The organism is Blautia obeum ATCC 29174 (assembly GCF_025147765.1).
GTDB lineage: Bacteria > Bacillota > Clostridia > Lachnospirales > Lachnospiraceae > Blautia_A > Blautia_A obeum.
Genome location: NZ_CP102265.1, coordinates 1365001 through 1382076 on the forward strand (window position 1 = coordinate 1365001; position 17076 = coordinate 1382076).

11 protein-coding genes, 1 tRNA gene and 1 rRNA gene (1 of these 13 only partly in view) are annotated in these 17076 nt (G+C 43.1%); 9 read left to right on the plus strand and 4 right to left on the minus strand.

Annotation, left to right across the window (positions count from 1 at the left end):
• The 3 genes from NQ503_RS06515 to NQ503_RS06525 form a co-directional block, all read left to right on the plus strand.
• Positions 1-2858, plus strand: a 23S ribosomal RNA gene (locus tag NQ503_RS06515); it begins 28 nt to the left of the window's first position.
• Positions 2859-2963: 105 nt separating this feature from the next.
• Positions 2964-3034 (plus strand) — tRNA-Trp (locus NQ503_RS06520).
• A gap of 113 nt (positions 3035-3147) precedes the next feature.
• Positions 3148-3336: an indolepyruvate ferredoxin oxidoreductase subunit alpha gene (locus tag NQ503_RS06525; RefSeq protein ID WP_005426345.1), complete on the plus strand. Its 189-nt coding sequence runs from the start codon at positions 3148-3150 to the stop codon at positions 3334-3336.
• 3 nt (positions 3337-3339) lie between these two features.
• Here NQ503_RS06525 and NQ503_RS06530 read toward each other — a convergent pair whose 3' ends face one another.
• Positions 3340-4206 carry a LysR family transcriptional regulator gene (locus NQ503_RS06530; RefSeq protein WP_005426347.1) on the minus strand — a complete coding sequence of 289 codons (867 nt, stop codon included), beginning with the start codon at positions 4204-4206 and terminating at the stop codon, positions 3340-3342.
• 258 nt (positions 4207-4464) lie between these two features.
• On the opposite strand from NQ503_RS06530, the gene NQ503_RS06535 reads away from it, so the two are divergent.
• The 3 genes from NQ503_RS06535 to ttdB all read left to right on the plus strand — a co-directional run bounded on the left by NQ503_RS06535 (position 4465) and on the right by ttdB (position 7337).
• A complete protein-coding gene (locus NQ503_RS06535) occupies positions 4465-5730 on the plus strand; it encodes an SLC13 family permease (RefSeq protein ID WP_005426349.1) in 1266 nt (421 codons plus the stop codon).
• An 81-nt stretch (positions 5731-5811) separates the two neighbouring features.
• Complete coding sequence (ttdA, locus tag NQ503_RS06540) at positions 5812-6711, plus strand: L(+)-tartrate dehydratase subunit alpha (protein WP_005426351.1); 900 nt, start codon at positions 5812-5814, stop codon at positions 6709-6711.
• Positions 6711-7337, plus strand: coding sequence for a L(+)-tartrate dehydratase subunit beta (gene ttdB / locus NQ503_RS06545; protein ID WP_005426353.1), 627 nt, complete (start codon positions 6711-6713; stop codon positions 7335-7337). The genes ttdA and ttdB overlap by 1 nt, the downstream gene beginning before the upstream one ends.
• A gap of 175 nt (positions 7338-7512) precedes the next feature.
• On the opposite strand, the gene NQ503_RS06550 is transcribed toward ttdB, so the two are convergent.
• On the minus strand, positions 7513-8481 hold the full coding sequence (locus NQ503_RS06550; protein ID WP_005426360.1) for a P1 family peptidase: 969 nt from the start codon (positions 8479-8481) through the stop codon (positions 7513-7515).
• 195 nt (positions 8482-8676) lie between these two features.
• On the opposite strand from NQ503_RS06550, the gene NQ503_RS06555 reads away from it, so the two are divergent.
• Positions 8677-9330: a trimeric intracellular cation channel family protein gene (locus NQ503_RS06555; RefSeq protein ID WP_005426362.1), complete on the plus strand. Its 654-nt coding sequence runs from the start codon at positions 8677-8679 to the stop codon at positions 9328-9330.
• A gap of 101 nt (positions 9331-9431) precedes the next feature.
• On the opposite strand, the gene NQ503_RS06560 is transcribed toward NQ503_RS06555, so the two are convergent.
• Positions 9432-11174, minus strand: a complete 1743-nt coding sequence (locus NQ503_RS06560; protein ID WP_005426364.1) for an ammonium transporter — start codon at positions 11172-11174, stop codon at positions 9432-9434.
• 250 nt (positions 11175-11424) lie between these two features.
• Complete coding sequence (locus NQ503_RS06565; protein WP_005426368.1) at positions 11425-13536, minus strand: glutamine synthetase III family protein; 2112 nt, start codon at positions 13534-13536, stop codon at positions 11425-11427.
• Between the two features lie 294 nt (positions 13537-13830).
• Here NQ503_RS06565 and purF point away from each other — a divergent pair, with 294 nt between their 5' ends.
• Positions 13831-15240, plus strand: coding sequence for an amidophosphoribosyltransferase (gene purF / locus NQ503_RS06570; protein WP_005426372.1), 1410 nt, complete (start codon positions 13831-13833; stop codon positions 15238-15240).
• A gap of 166 nt (positions 15241-15406) precedes the next feature.
• Positions 15407-17044: a CTP synthase gene (locus NQ503_RS06575; protein ID WP_005426374.1), complete on the plus strand. Its 1638-nt coding sequence runs from the start codon at positions 15407-15409 to the stop codon at positions 17042-17044.
• Positions 17045-17076: the final 32 nt, after the last annotated feature.

A 17076-nucleotide genomic window follows, 5' to 3' on the forward strand; every position in this document is an offset into this window, starting at 1 on the left:
TGCCTTGGCACTAAGGGCCGAAGAAAGACGTGATAAGCTGCGATAAGCTTCGGGGAGGAGCAAATATCCATTGATCCGGAGATTTCTGAATGGGGAAACCCACATGAGCAAACCTCATGTATCCATACGCCAATCCATAACGTATGGAGGGGAACCCGGGGAACTGAAACATCTAAGTACCCGGAGGAAAAGAAAGAAAACTCGATTCCGTAAGTAGCGGCGAGCGAACGCGGAAGAGCCTAAACCGGTGTGCGTGCACACCGGGGTTACGGACTGCATTTAAGATTCTGCAATGTTAGTGGAACGGTTTTGGGAAAGCCGGCCGGAGAGGGTGAAAGCCCCGTAGACGAAAACAGAGCAGACTGAGCAGGATCCAGAGTACCGCGGGACACGAGAAACCCTGCGGGAAGTAAGGGGGACCACCCCCTAAGGCTAAATACCACTTAGTGACCGATAGCGCATAGTACTGTGAAGGAAAGGTGAAAAGGACCCCGGGAGGGGAGTGAAAGAGAACCTGAAACCCTGTGTCTACAAGCTGTGGGAGTGCTTTATATGCACGACCGCGTACTTTTTGTAGAACGGTCCGGCGAGTTGCGCTCACTGGCAAGGTTAAGCACCGGAGGTGCGGAGCCGTAGGGAAACCAAGTCTTAAGAGGGCCAGAGTCAGTGGGGGCAGACCCGAAACCGGGTGATCTATCCATGTCCAGGTTGAAGCTGCCGTAAGAGGCAGTGGAGGACCGAACCCACATCCGTTGAAAAGGGTGGGGATGAGGTGTGGATAGGGGAGAAATTCCAATCGAACCCGGAGATAGCTGGTTCTCCTCGAAATAGCTTTAGGGCTAGCCTTGGTAGAGATTTGCGGAGGTAGAGCACTGAATTTCCTAGGGGGCGTCAAAGCCTACCGAAGAATATCAAACTCCGAATGCCGTGTAATTGCTTACCAGGAGTCAGACTGCACGAGATAAGTTGGGCAGTCAAAAGGGAAAGAGCCCAGACCTTCAGTTAAGGTCCCAAAGTGTGCGTTAAGTGGAAAAGGATGTGGGATTTCGAAGACAACCAGGATGTTGGCTCAGAAGCAGCCATTCATTCAAAGAGTGCGTAATAGCTCACTGGTCGAGAGGTCCTGCGCCGAAAATGTCCGGGGCTGAAACGCACCACCGAAACTAAGGGATCCGAAAGGATCGGTAGAGGAGCATTGCATGCGGGACGAAGCAGTACCGTAAGGAGCTGTGGACTGCATGGAAGAGAGAATGCCGGAATGAGTAGCGAGATAGAGGTGAGAATCCTCTAGGCCGAATATCCAAGGTTTCCAGGGTAAAGCTGATCTGCCCTGGGTAAGTCGGGGCCTAAGGTGAGGACGAGAGTCGTAGCCGATGGACAACAGGTGGAGATTCCTGTACTATGATATGACAGAACTGTGGGGACACGTGCAGAGAGCGGAAGCCGGGAATGGGATCCCGGTGCAAGCGAGGTACCAGCCGCATTGGAAAAACCGTGCGGCAATGGGAAGACGTGATGCGGAGTGAAGTTTAGTAATGAAGTCCGTGAGCTGTGCGTCAAGAAAAGCCGCTATTGTTCATACCATACCCGTACCGTAAACCGACACAGGTGGATGAGGAGAGAATCCTAAGGCCGGCGGAAGAAGCATTGTCAAGGAACTCGGCAAAATGACCCCGTAACTTCGGGAGAAGGGGTGCCTGCGAGAGCAGGCCGCAGAGAATAGGCTCAAGCAACTGTTTAGCAAAAACACAGGTCTATGCGAAACCGAAAGGTGAGGTATATGGGCTGACGCCTGCCCGGTGCTGGAAGGTTAAGAGGAGAGGTTAGCGCAAGCGAAGCTTTGAATTTAAGCCCCAGTAAACGGCGGCCGTAACTATAACGGTCCTAAGGTAGCGAAATTCCTTGTCGGGTAAGTTCCGACCCGCACGAAAGGCGTAATGATTTGAGCGCTGTCTCGACAATGCATCCGGTGAAATTGAAGTACCAGTGAAGATGCTGGTTACCTGCGCCAGGACGGAAAGACCCCATGGAGCTTTACTCCAGTTTGGTACTGGGATCCGGTACTGCATGTACAGGATAGGTGGGAGGCTGAGAATCGGTAACGCCAGTTGCCGAGGAGCCGCTGTTGGGATACCACCCTTGCAGTATTGGGTTTCTAACCAGCCGCCGTGACCCGGCGGTGGGACAATGCCAGACGGGGAGTTTGACTGGGGCGGTCGCCTCCGAAAGGGTATCGGAGGCGCCCAAAGGTTCCCTCAGGATGGACGGAAACCATCCAAAGAGTGCAAAGGCAGAAGGGAGCTTGACTGCGACACCGACGGGTGGAGCAGGTACGAAAGTAGGGCTTAGTGATCCGGTGGTATTAAGTGGGAATGCCATCGCTCAACGGATAAAAGCTACCCTGGGGATAACAGGCTTATCACTCCCAAGAGTTCACATCGACGGAGTGGTTTGGCACCTCGATGTCGGCTCATCGCATCCTGGGGCTGTAGTAGGTCCCAAGGGTTGGGCTGTTCGCCCATTAAAGCGGTACGCGAGCTGGGTTCAGAACGTCGTGAGACAGTTCGGTCCCTATCCGGCGTGGGCGTAGGATATCTGAGAGGAGCTGTCCTTAGTACGAGAGGACCGGGATGGACGGGCCGCTGGTGCACCGGTTAGACTGCCAAGTCTATAGCCGGGTAGCCAAGCCCGGAAGGGATAAACGCTGAAGGCATCTAAGCGTGAAGCCCCCCTCAAGATGAGATATCCCATCCGAAAGGAGTAAACCCCCTTGAAGACGACGAGGTCGATAGGGCAGGGGTGGAAGTGTGGTAACACATGGAGCTGACTGCTACTAATAGGGTGAGGGCTTGACCAAAAAGCATGGTCAGAATTGATTCGGTTGGTTGTCAACATGTATGTGGTTTTGAAGATACGATAAATTGATAAAGAAGGTGACTAGCGATAGTCACATTTTCTTATATAGGGGATTGGTCAAATGGTATGATAGGGGTCTCCAAAACCTTTGGTGGGAGTTCGATTCTCTCATCCCCTGCTCTAAGAAAAGCCGGAAATGCTTAAAAATCAGCGTTTCCGGCTTTTCTTTTATATTTCGGAAAAAAGATGTATACTAATGCATATAGAGAAACAAAAGGAGATTAAGAGAAAATGACAGAGAAAATTACATATTATATAAATACAGACTGTATTAATTGTGGATTATGCGTTAAAGTCTGTCCGGAACATTGTATCGACGTATATAAAAAACCGGCATTTATCGATCAGAATAAATGCCGGCATTGCGGTGCATGTGCTGAGGTCTGTCCTCCAGGAGCAATCAGAGACTGGGATGAATAAAAATCAGAAATTTTCAATATATTTAATTACTTTTTCAGTTGTAGCATTCTGATATTTTCCTTTCTTCCAGATGACACCAATTCGCTGCTCAATTGAAGGCATGACAGGAATTCCTACGATATCAGGATGCGCCTCTACAATAGAACGATATAAAAATGTTCCCATGTGACCAGATTTGACCATATTGATGAGAGTAGTGATCTGACTGGTATTCAGGATAATACGAGGATTTATTCCCACAGCCTTAAATTGTCTGGTAAGAGTCATTACCTGTACGGAATCTGTATTAAAAAGAATTAGTGGCTCGTCAGCAAGCATGGTGAGAAGAAGCGTTTTCTGTTTTGCCAGAGGATGATCTGAAGAAACACAGAAAAGCAGATCTTCAGTATCAATAATGCGAGAATTACATTTATCAATGGAAGGCTGCTCGGCATTGACAATTGCAATATCAAGCTTTTCTTCCAGAACAAGATCACATGCTTTAATAGAACCATATTCAAATAGGCGAAAATCTACTTCAGGAAAGTTCTCTTTTAAAGACAAATATAATTCAGGCAGATAAATAGTTCCCAACATTGGCGGAATCCCAATTCGGATAGGAGTGATTTTTTTACGGATCTCATGAAATTCCGATTCTACAGAATCTGCGTGTGCAAGCAATTCTTCAGAACTCTTATAAAAGAGTTCTCCCTCAGGAGTAAGCGTCAGTTTATTATTATTTCGAAAAAATAGATTTACCCCAAATTCTTCTTCAAGAGCTTTGATTGCGTTGGAAATCGAAGGCTGTGTCACAAAAAGTTCTTTCGCTGCTTTTGTGATGTTGTGATATCTGGCAGCAACACAAAAGTATTCTAATTGCGTTAATTTCATATAGAAATTCCCCTTTATATCATGCCCTAATAAGGTATATTGTTTTCAGTTACATAAATTATTTTTTATAATAGCATGGCAAAATCAAGTTCGCAATGGAATCTTACTGAGAATCAAAGTACAATAACTTTTTTCTATGGAACCATATGTTTTTATAAATGTACAATATCGAACTGTCTGGATATAATAACAACATAAACAGTAACGAACGGCCGTATGATTACTGAAAAATACAAAACGAAATAGGAGGGTGTAGTAATGAGTCCATCAACAATTACGCTGCTGTTTCTCCTCTTTGCGGTAATCATGTTTGTACTTGAGAAGATTCCGCTTGGAGTAACATCAATGATCGTCTGTATCGGTCTTGTAGTAACCGGAGTGTTGGATGTAAAAACAGCTTTTGCAGGATTCATCGACAGTAATGTTATCTTGTTTGTATCCATGTTCATCGTAGGCGGGGCATTATTTGAGACAGGCATGGCAAACAAAATTGGAGGTATTGTAACAAAATTTGCAAAAACTGAAAGAATGCTGATTATTGCGATCATGGTAATCGTAGGCCTGATGAGTGGTGTTTTATCCAACACAGGTACAGCAGCAGTTCTGATTCCGGTAGTAATCGGTATCGCAGCAAAATCTGGATACAAGAGATCCCGTCTTCTGATGCCACTGGTATTTGCGGCTGCTATGGGAGGCAATCTTTCTCTGATCGGAGCACCTGGAAATCTGATCGCACAGAGTGCACTTCAGGAAATCGATATGAAGTTCGGATTTTTCGAATATGCTATCGTTGGTTTACCAATTTTAATCGTAGGAATTTTATTCTATGCAACGATTGGCTACAGACTTCTTCCAAATCATGATGTTAAAGATGAAGGAGCATTTGATACAGAAAAAGATTTCAGTGATGTTCCGGCATGGAAACAGTGGTTATCACTGATCATTCTGGTGCTGACTCTGTTGGCAATGATTTTTGAAGATAAGATTGGTATTAAATTATGTATTTCTGGTGGAATTGGAGCACTGCTTCTGATCCTCACAGGAGTTATTTCTGAGAAAGATGCACTCAAATCCATCGATCTTAAAACAATCTTTCTTTTTGGGGGTACACTTTCTCTTGCAGCAGCTTTGCAGGAAACAGGAGCCGGTGAACTGATTGCCAACAAAGTGATCGGAACACTTGGTGAAAATCCATCACCATACATACTGACATTTGTTGTATTTATTCTCTGCTGTATCTTGACAAACTTTATGTCAAACACAGCAACAACAGCCCTTATGGTTCCAATCTGTCTGTCTATAGCACAGGGAATGGGAGCTGACCCGAGAGCCGTACTGATGGCATGTGTGATCGGTGGCTCCTGTGCATATGCAACACCAATCGGAATGCCGGCAAACACAATGGTTGTTGGTGCTGGTGGATACAAATTCATGGATTATGTAAAATCAGGATTTCCACTTATCATCATTGCAACTGTTGTAAGTATGATCATTCTTCCAATTGCTTTCCCATTCTTCCCGTGAGAATGAGAGATGTGAATGGAATTTGATAATAAAATTTAAAATCAATGATTAACAAATAATATCAACCAGGAGGAAAAACAAATGGGTAAGAAAGAACAGGTAGAGCAGCTTACCACTTATATGGCAAACTTTGTTTCCTATATTGGTAAAGTGCTGCCGGACGACATCAAGGCTAAAATCAACGAGCTTGCAGAGAAAGAGGACAGTCCGCTTTCAAAAGTAATCTACCAGACTATGCAGAGAAACCAGGTTCTGGCAAAAGAACTCAACAGACCAAGCTGCCAGGATACAGGTGTATTACAGTTCTGGGTAAAATGTGGAACAAACTTCCCACTCATCGGTGAACTGGAAGGCCTTCTTAAAGAAGCTGTAGTCAAAGCTACATTTGAAGCACCACTTCGTCATAACAGTGTAGAAACATTTGACGAGTACAACACTGGTAAAAACGTTGGTAAAGGAACACCTACTGTATTCTGGGACATTGTTCCGGACAGTGACAAATGTGAAATTTACACATACATGGCTGGTGGCGGATGTACTCTTCCGGGAAAAGCTATGGTTCTGATGCCGGGTGAAGGCTACGAAGGTGTGACAAAATTTGTTATGGACGTTATGACATCTTATGGATTAAATGCTTGTCCGCCACTTCTCGTAGGTGTTGGCGTCGCAACATCTGTAGAAACAGCTGCACTGCTTTCTAAAAAAGCTCTTATGAGACCGCTTGGAAGTCACAATGAAAACGAAAGAGCTGCATCTATGGAAAAACTGCTTGAAGACGGAATCAATGCAATCGGCCTTGGACCACAGGGTATGGGCGGCAAATATTCCGTAATGGGTGTTCACATCGAAAACACAGCAAGACATCCATCTACTATTGGTGTAGCCGTAAACGTTGGATGCTGGTCCCACAGACGTGGACATATTATCTTTGATAAAGACCTTAACTACACAATCACAACACATTCGGGGGTGACTTTATAATGCTGGAAATGAAAGATGGAAAGAAAATTTTAACAACACCGATCTCAGCAGAAGATCTGAAGGATATCCATGCAGGAGATATCGTATATTTAAATGGAAGCATGACCACCTGTCGTGACGTTGCACACAGACGTCTTGTTGAAGAAGGCCGCGAACTTCCAGTTAATGTAAAAGATGCAGCTATTTTCCATGCTGGTCCGATCATTCGTCCACTGGAGAATGACAAGTTTGAAATGGTATCTGTAGGACCGACAACCAGTATGCGTATGGAAAAATTTGAATATGAATTCGTAAGAGAGACAGGCGTTCGTGTTATCATCGGTAAAGGTGGTATGAAAGAAAACACAGAGCGTGCATGTAAAGAATTCGGAGCAATCCACTGTGTATTCCCGGCTGGAAATGCCGTTGTGGCAGCTACAGAAGTAGAAGAGATCGTAGATGCTCAGTGGAGAGATCTCGGAATGCCTGAGACACTGTGGCACTGCCGTGTCAAAGAATTTGGACCTTTGATCGTATCTATCGATACAGAAGGACGTAACCTTTTTGAAGAGAACAAAGTTATCTTCAATCAGAGAAAAGATAAGGCTGTAGAAGAAATCTGCAAGCACGTAAGTTTTATCAAATAATAATATAATTAATATTATCTCGGACAGAGATAAATTCCTCAAAAGCAGTTTTTATGCACATATTTAGTTAAATTAAACCAAAATTTTTGCCCAAAATAATGCCATAGCAAAAGCCACACAACAGGATTTACTGCCATGCTCCTGTGATGTGGCTTTTGTTTATGTCCTTTTTAATTTATATAAAAGTAAGATCTTTGCAGACCGGATAGCCATAAGCAGACTCAGCATTTTTTACAGCAGAGAGGATTGCCTCTGACATAACATCAGCAGCAAGGGTACCAACCATGTCGCAGTCAGCGGCAATGTTTCCGACAGATAATGCATAAATACTGTCACCATCCGCAGAAGTATGAACCGGACGGATAGAACGTGCATAACCATTGTGAGCCATACCGGCAATCTTGCTGAGCTGACTTTTATCAAATCTTGCATTGGTGATGATCGCGCCAATCGTAGTATTGCCGACAAACTTGTTATCATGTACTTCATAAGAACTGTAAAGTAATTTTGCAGTATCTGCAAATCCACTACGTTCTTCATTAAGCATACCAGCAACGATTCTGCCGGTGTGATAATCATAAATGTCGCCAAGTGCATTCACAGCAACAAGGGCACCTACTTTGAGTTCACCAATTTGAACAGCGTAGCTTCCGATACCGGATTTCATGCAATAGTCCATTCCTCTGAACTTACCAACGGTAGCACCGGTTCCGACTCCAAAGTTTCCATCCTGATAATTGTCTGCGTAAGCACCTTTGCAAGCTTCATAGCCCATTTCTTTGTTCGGGCGTACATGAGCATCTGCTACTGTCAGATCAAAAATATCTGACTGACATACCAGTGGGACTTTGGTAACACCAACGTCAAATCCGATTCCCTTTTCTTCAAGAAACTGCATAACGCCTCCAGCAGCATCCAGTCCAAAAGCACTTCCACCTCCGAGAAGAACTGCATGAATGGATTGAGCGGCAGCTAATGGCTTTAAGAGTTCACTTTCACGGGAAGCTGGTCCACCCCCACGGACATCCAGTCCGGCGCACATTCCAGTTTCACTCAAAATAACAGTACATCCTGTTCCACCTGTAAAATTTTGGGCATTACCGATTCGAATGCCCTCAATATCTTTGATAGAAATAGTTTTCATTGAAATTCTCCTGATTCTTAAATTATGATTATGATATCAAATCGAGATTTTGATGTCAAATTTTAGAATTTAAAAAAATTTATTACGATACAAATTCTTTGTAATATACAATTGCATCCTGCTCCTTATGCAGTTATAATGAATCTCAGAACTTCTTAAAAAGAAGATTAATGGGGGAAATTGGAGAGGGAAAATATGGATTATCAACAGCTTATTACCTTTATAATGGAAATGATCGGAACGATTGCATTTGCAGCATCAGGAGCAATGGTAGCGGTAGATCGTGCAATGGATATTTTTGGAGTGATCGTACTGGGGGTGACAACGGCAGTAGGCGGAGGTGCAGTTCGAGATGTGATATTAGGAATTGTTCCACCGGCAATGTTTCAGAGACCAATTTATACCATTGTAGCCACATTTACCTCCTGTATCGTGTTTCTGATACTTTATTTAAAAAAAGAGTTTCTGCAGGGACATAACCGTGAAACATATGATAAGATCATGCTGGTTATGGACTCAATCGGTCTTGGAATTTTTACTGTAGTAGGAGTGAATACAGGAATTTCACATGGATATGTGGATTACATGTTTCTGCTGGTGTTTCTGGGAACGATTACCGGAGTTGGCGGTGGATTACTGCGAGATATTATGGCCGGAGTACCTCCGTATATTCTGGTGAGACATATCTATGCCTGTGCTTCAATCGTGGGAGCAATCGTCTGTGTGGTGCTGTATCGGAATTTTGGTGCAGTGGTGTCAATGGTAGGAGCGTCAGCAGTAGTTATATTGGTCAGATACCTTGCGGCACATTACAGATGGAATCTTCCAAAGCTTACCCGAGAAGAATAGTAAAGAAGAAATATAATCATAAACATAGAAAAACAGCCCTTCAGTTGAAGAGCTGTTTTTTAGTGCTAAAAAGGGGGATCAATATATTTTTTACCGAGAAATCATTCAAGAGGCTGTGTGTCCTGAAGTGCTTCGAATCCTTCTTCACCGGTACGGATCTTAACAACATTTTCGATATCATATACGAATACCTTGCCGTCACCATACTGGCCGGTATGAAGAACTTTTTTAGCAGTGTCAATAACTGTTTTGACTGGTACCAGACTGACAACAATCTCAATCTTAATCTTTGGCAGCAGGTTCATATCCATTTCAACACCACGGTAGTAGGAGCGGGCACCTTTCTGTACACCACATCCCATAACATTTGTAATAGTGATACCGGTAACACCGATTTCGTTCATTGCATGCATGAATTCTTCAAGTTTGCTCTGACGTGTGATGATAACAACTTTTGTCAGTTTATGTACGCCTTCTCTTGGAAGGTCAGGAATGGTGTCAACAACTTCAGCAGGTGCAACATTTGCGGAAGTATTTGAAGAAACAGATTTTTTGGCAACACCCATAGGTGTCGGAACTGTCATTGTATCATGTACAACAAATCCATCATAAGCGCTTGTAAGACCATGTTCTTTGGAATCAAGACCTTCGATTTCTTCTTCAGCAGTTACACGGAGACCAACAGTATGTTTGATTGCCTGGAAGATGATGGTCATAGTTACAGCAACCCATGCGATTGTAATGATCATACCGATAAACTGAACACCGAAGCCATGGAATCCACCGCCAACAAGAAGACCTTTCCATTCTGTGCCTGTACCATCTGAGAAAAGACCAACAGCGAGAGTTCCGAATGCACCATTTAAACCATGTACACCAACAGCACCAACCGGGTCATCGACTTTAAGTACTTTGTCAATAAATTCAATACCGAATACAACTACAAAACCAGAGATGATACCAATGATAGCAGCAGATGTAGGTGAAACAGTATCACAACCTGCTGTGATAGCTACAAGACCTGCAAGAGATCCATTCAGTGACATAGAAACATCTGGTTTTTTGTATCTTACCCATGTGATGATAAGAACAGTAACTGTAGCAACAGCTGCTGCAAGGTTGGTAGTTACAAAAATCTTACCTGCTGTTACGATTGCATCACCTTCCATGCTTACAGTAGATGCACCGTTAAATCCGAACCAGCAGAACCAGAGGATGAATACACCTAAAGCACCGATGGTAAGGTTGTGACCAGGAATAGCTTTTGATTTACCGCTCTTGGAATATTTTCCAATACGAGGTCCAAGGATGATGGCACCGATAAAGGCTGCAACACCACCAACCATATGTACGGCACAGGAACCAGCAAAATCATGAAATCCCATCTGGCTGATGAAACCACCGCCCCAGATCCAGTGACCAGATACCGGGTAAACGATCAGGCTGATCAGGAAGCTGTAGATACAATAGGAAGAAAATTTTGTACGTTCTGCCATGGCACCAGATACGATAGTAGCGGATGTTGCACAGAATACAGTCTGGAAGATCAGAAATGCCCAGAACGGAACACCGTCAGGAAGCATTGCAGAACCATAATTAGCTTCTGTGGCAATACCGCCAATCTTTCCAAAGAATCCATTACCGGCTCCAAACATGATACCAAATCCGACGATCCAGAAGGTAGGAGTACCAATACAGAAGTCCATAAGGTTTTTCATAATGATGTTACCTGCATTTTTTGCCCTGGTAAAGCCAGTCTCTACCATAGCGAAGCCTGCCTGCATAAAGAAGACAAGTGCGGCACCTAAAAGTACCCAGATTGTATTTACTGATGAATAGTCCATAAAGTTACCTCTCTTTCCCTTAAAAAGTTTAGCAGTTTAACAGTTTCTTAAAATAAAATTGAAAAGGCACGGGAATGATGAAAAATCATTCTCGCGCCTTTACGAATCAAATGTATATGTAAAACAGGGGATGTCTCGTATCGTGTGATTAATGGATGAGGAAATCGATAATGAATTATGAAGTAGTTCATGTTCATAATGACATCCCCCGGTTTTACCATTGTGAAATTATCAATGTATTCTCTTATTCTCAGTCAGAGATGGAGAATAACAGTTTGCCATAGGTTGGATATGGAAGAATAGAATCAGGAATGAGTGCTTCAGCTGCATCCGCAGAAACACGAACTTTTTCCATATCGGTAAGAACAACGCTCTGGTAGAGTTTTGCACTCTTGAGAAGATCTTTGTCAACCTCATATTCTGCCATTGCAGTATCTGCCTTCAGTGCTTCCAGATCTTTGGTCATTGTTTCGGCAAGCTCAGTCAGTCTGGACAGAAGAGATGCTTCTGCGGATACAGAGATACCCGGAACAACAGATTTCTTGAGAGATGCTGTCTGAGCAAGTTTTTCCATATATGTAGTAATACTTGGAAGAAGATCTTTCTGAATGATCTCAACCAGTGTATTTGCTTCAATGTGAAGGGTTTTTACATAGTTTTCCATTTTGATCTCATAACGGGAATGCAGCTCTGCGTCTGTGAAAATATGATGGCTTGTAAGAAGTTTTTCATTCTTTTCATCGATGAAGTGCGGCAGTGCATCCGGTGTGGATACCAGATTATAAAGACCACGTTTTTTGGCTTCTTCCAGCCATTCATCGGTATAACCGTTTCCATTAAAGATAACACGTTTGTGGTCGATGATTGTCTGTTTCAGTAATTCATGTACGGCAGATTCCATTTCATCTGCAGGAACATCTTTCAGTTTCTCATAGAACTGACGCAGAGATTCTGCAACGGCTGTGTTGAGAATGATGTTCGGGTTTGCAACAGAAGAAGAAGAACCGAGCATACGGAATTCGAATTTGTTTCCGGTAAATGCAAATGGTGAAGTACGGTTTCTGTCTGTATTGTCTTTTACAAAGTGAGGAAGTACTTTTGCACCGATATCCATCTGAACAGCACTGTGTCCAACGAAGAATTCATCGTTTTCAATGGCTTTGAGGACTTCTGTCAGTTCATCTCCCAGAAAGATAGAAACAACTGCCGGCGGAGCCTCGTTAGCACCAAGACGATGATCGTTTCCTGCACTTGCAACAGAAATACGGAGCAGATCTGCATAATCATCAACTGCTTTAATAACAGCTACAAGAAATACCAGGAACTGTGTGTTCTCAGCAGGTGTTTTACCAGGATCAAGAAGGTTGACACCGGTATCTGTACTCATGGACCAGTTGTTGTGTTTACCACTTCCGTTGATACCTTCAAATGGTTTTTCATGAAGCAGGCATACCATATTATGCTTGGCAGCGACTTTTTTCATGATTTCCATTGTCAGCTGGTTATGATCGACTGCAACGTTTGTTGTATCAAATACTGGAGCCAGCTCATGCTGAGCAGGAGCAACTTCATTATGTTTTGTTTTGGCCGGAATTCCAAGTTTCCAGAGCTCTTCATCAAGATCATGCATATAAGCAGATACACGAGGCTTCAGAGTTCCGAAATAATGATCTTCCATTTCCTGGCCTTTTGGAGCCGGAGCACCGATCAGTGTACGTCCACAGAAGATCAGGTCTTTTCTCTTATTATAAAGATCTTTGTCTACCAAAAAGTATTCCTGTTCAGGACCTACGGTTGTGTTGATATGTTTGACTTCGGTATTTCCGAGAAGACGAAGAATTTTTACAGCTTCTTTATTTAAGGTATCCATGGAACGAAGAAGAGGTGTTTTCTTATCCAGTGCCTCGCCACTGTAAGAACAGAATGCTGTCGGGATATAAAGTGTACGGTCTTTAATAAATGCCGGTGAAGTAGGATCCCATGCAGTATATCCTCTTGCTTCGAATGTGGCACGAAGACCGCCTGATGGGAAGCTGGATGCATCTGGTTCACCTTTTACAAGTTCTTTACCGGAAAAATCCATAATAACCTGACCATCAACAGTAGGAGAAATGAAACTATCATGTTTTTCTGCTGTAAAGTTAGTCATTGGCTGGAACCAGTGAGTATAATGAGTAGCGCCATGTTCCAGTGCCCATTCTTTCATGGCAACTGCTACGGAGTTGGCAACATCAAGTTCAAGATGAGTGCCGTTCTCAATTGTTTTTTTCAGCGCTTTGTACATATCTTTCGGTAATTTCTCACGCATGATCTTGTCGTTAAAAACAAGACTGCCGTAAAGTTCAGGAATGCTCTGTGCCATAATTAAAATCTCCTTTCGATTCCATTAATCTTATTATCCTCAGATAAACAAAAAAGGCGCCTTGGAATCTAATCCAAAGCGCCGTTGCTTATGTGATGTAGTATACACAAAAAAATCAGGATGTCAATAATTTTTGTGAAAAAAATTTCAAATTTTTTGTTTGGGTAAATGAATTTATTTGTATGGATTTTTGAAAGGACAAGGGTTGACAAAAGTCGATCTTCTATTATAATTTCAGATAGATTCACAGGTGAAATTCACATTGATAAACATTGATAATGGGAGGAAATTCTGATGGCAGGAATTAAGGAAGCCTGTGGTGTATTTGGTATTTATGATCTGGATGGAGGAAATGTTGTTCCATCCATTTATTATGGCCTTACATCACTTCAGCATCGTGGACAGGAGTCTTGCGGACTTGCAGTTTCCAGAACAGACGGAGAGCGTGGTAATGTCCAGTTCCATAAGGATCTGGGACTGGTAAGTGAAGTTCTCAGGGAAGATACCATACGGAATATGGAAGGTGATCTCGGAATCGGACATGTACGTTATTCTACGACAGGTGCATCTGTAGCAGAAAATGCACAGCCTCTGGTATTGTCCTATATTAAAGGGACACTTGCACTGGCACATAACGGAAACCTGATCAATACCCCGGAACTGAAATGGGAGCTGATTCAGAACGGAGCGATTTTTCATACAACGACTGATTCGGAAGTTATTGCGTTTCATGTAGCACGTGAGCGAGTGCACTCCAAAACAGTAGAAGAGGCTGTCCTCAAAACTGCCCGTAAGCTGAAAGGTGGATATGCTCTCGTTATCATGAGTCCGAGAAAATTGATTGGTGTCAGGGATCCGCTTGGACTGAAACCATTGTGTCTTGGAAAACGCGATAATACTTATGTACTTGCATCTGAGAGCTGTGCACTTACCTCTGTGGGCGCTGAGTTTATAAGAGATATTGAGCCAGGAGAGATGATTACGATTTCCAGAAATGGTATTGAGTCTAATAAAGAATTGAGTACCGGTAAACATGCCCATTGTGTATTCGAATATATTTATTTCGCAAGACTGGACAGTATGATGGATGGAGTGAAGATTTATGATGCTCGTATCCGAGGCGGTAAATCACTTGCAAAATCCTATCCGGTAGAGGCTGATCTTGTTACCGGTGTGCCGGAATCTGGTATCCCGGCAGCAAAGGGATATTCGGAAGAATCGGGCATACCGTTTGGCTTTGCTTTTTATAAGAACAGCTATATTGGAAGAACATTTATCAAACCAACGCAGAAAGAACGAGAGTCCAGTGTACATTTGAAACTCAGTGTTCTGGATTCTGCGGTCAAAGGCAAACGAATCGTTCTGGTGGATGATTCCATTGTCCGTGGAACAACGATTGCAAACCTTATCCGTATGCTTAAAAAAGCAGGCGCACTGGAGGTACATGTACGAATTAGTTCTCCGCCGTTCCTGCATCCATGCTATTTTGGAACAGATGTACCATCTAATGATCAGCTGATTGCCAGCAATCACAGTGCACAGGAAATCTGTGAGATGATCGGAGCAGATTCTCTTGGATATATGCAGAGTGATTACCTGGAGGGAATGGCAGGTCACCTTCCATTATGTAAAGCCTGCTTTGATGGTAAATATCCGATGGATGTGGAAGCAGAACTGAACAAAAAAATTGACTGCGGATGTTGAAAATTATAGAAATTACATATTTACAAACGAAAAAAAATAAGGTATAGTAAATCTCATATTTTAAGAGCTTATCTGACAAAGGCGTCAGAAGCGATAGAGGGAATTGTCCCTTTGTCTGCTTCTGACGCCTTTTGTTTAAGATATAAAATGGAGGAGGAAATCGATAATGGCAGTAAAATACGTTTTTGTTACAGGTGGTGTTGTATCCGGCCTTGGTAAAGGAATCACAGCAGCTTCCCTTGGAAGACTTCTGAAAGCACGTGGATATCAGGTAACAATGCAGAAGTTTGATCCTTATATCAATATTGATCCGGGTACCATGAACCCAATCCAGCATGGAGAGGTTTTTGTTACAGATGATGGTACAGAGACAGATCTGGATCTTGGACATTATGAGAGATTTATTGATGAGAGCCTTGATAAAAACTCGAATGTAACGACCGGAAAGGTCTATTGGTCTGTATTACAGAAAGAACGTCATGGAGACTTTGGCGGAGGTACTGTGCAGGTCATCCCTCACATCACCAATGAGATTAAGAGCCGCTTCTACAGAGCGAAGGAACAGGATGAAGAAAAGATTGCGATTATAGAGGTTGGTGGAACTGTTGGTGATATTGAAAGTCAGCCGTTTCTTGAGTCTATTCGTCAGTTCCAACATGATGTGGGACATGACAACGCGATTCTGATTCATGTAACACTGATTCCTTATTTGAAAGCATCTGAAGAGATGAAGACAAAACCGACACAGGCCAGTGTAAAAGAACTTCAGGGAATGGGAATTCAGCCGGATGTTCTGGTATGCAGAAGTGAGCATCCACTGACTGATGAAATCAAAGGAAAGATTGCACTGTTCTGTAATGTACCGGTCAGCCATGTGCTGCAGAATCTTGATGTAGAATATCTTTATGAAGCACCTCTTGCCATGGAGCGTGAAAAACTGGCAGATGTGGTACTGGAATCTTTAAGACTGGAGAATCGCAAACCGGATCTTACCGAATGGACACAGATGGTCAATGACCTGCGCAATCCGGAAAGCACTGTAAATATTGCCATGGTAGGAAAATATACACAGCTTCACGATGCATATCTGAGTGTTGTGGAAGCACTGAAACATGGTGGGATTTCATGCAAAGCAAAAGTAGAGATCATATGGATTGATTCTGAAGAATTGAATGAAAAGAATCTGGATCAGATGCTTCATAAAGTAGACGGTATTCTGGTTCCGGGTGGATTTGGAAACAGAGGTACCGAAGGTATGATTCTGGCAGCGCAGTATGCCCGTGTACACAAAATTCCGTATCTTGGAATCTGCCTTGGCATGCAGATGGCAATTGTTGAATTTGCAAGACATGTTCTGGGATATGAAGATGCGAACAGTATAGAACTGGATCCTGCAACCAAACATCCGGTAATTGCACTGATGCCGGATCAGGAGAGCGTAGAAGATCTGGGAGGTACGTTGAGACTTGGAAGTTATCCGTGTGTATTGGCAGACAGTTCCAGAGCACTTGAACTTTTTGGAAAGAAAGAAATTCAGGAACGTCACAGACATCGTTATGAGGTAAACAATGCATATCGAGAAGAACTTGCAGCGAAAGGAATGACGATTGCAGGAACTTCACCGGACGGACATATCGTAGAGATGATAGAGATCAAAGATCATCCATTTTATGAAGGAACACAGGGACATCCGGAATTTAAATCAAGACCGAACCATGCACACCCACTGTTCCGCGGATTTGTAAAAGCAGCAGATGAATATGCAAAACTGAAACTGAGCCGACAGGCACAAAATCAGGAATAAAAAATAAAAGGAGTGAGACAGGACGAGAAAAA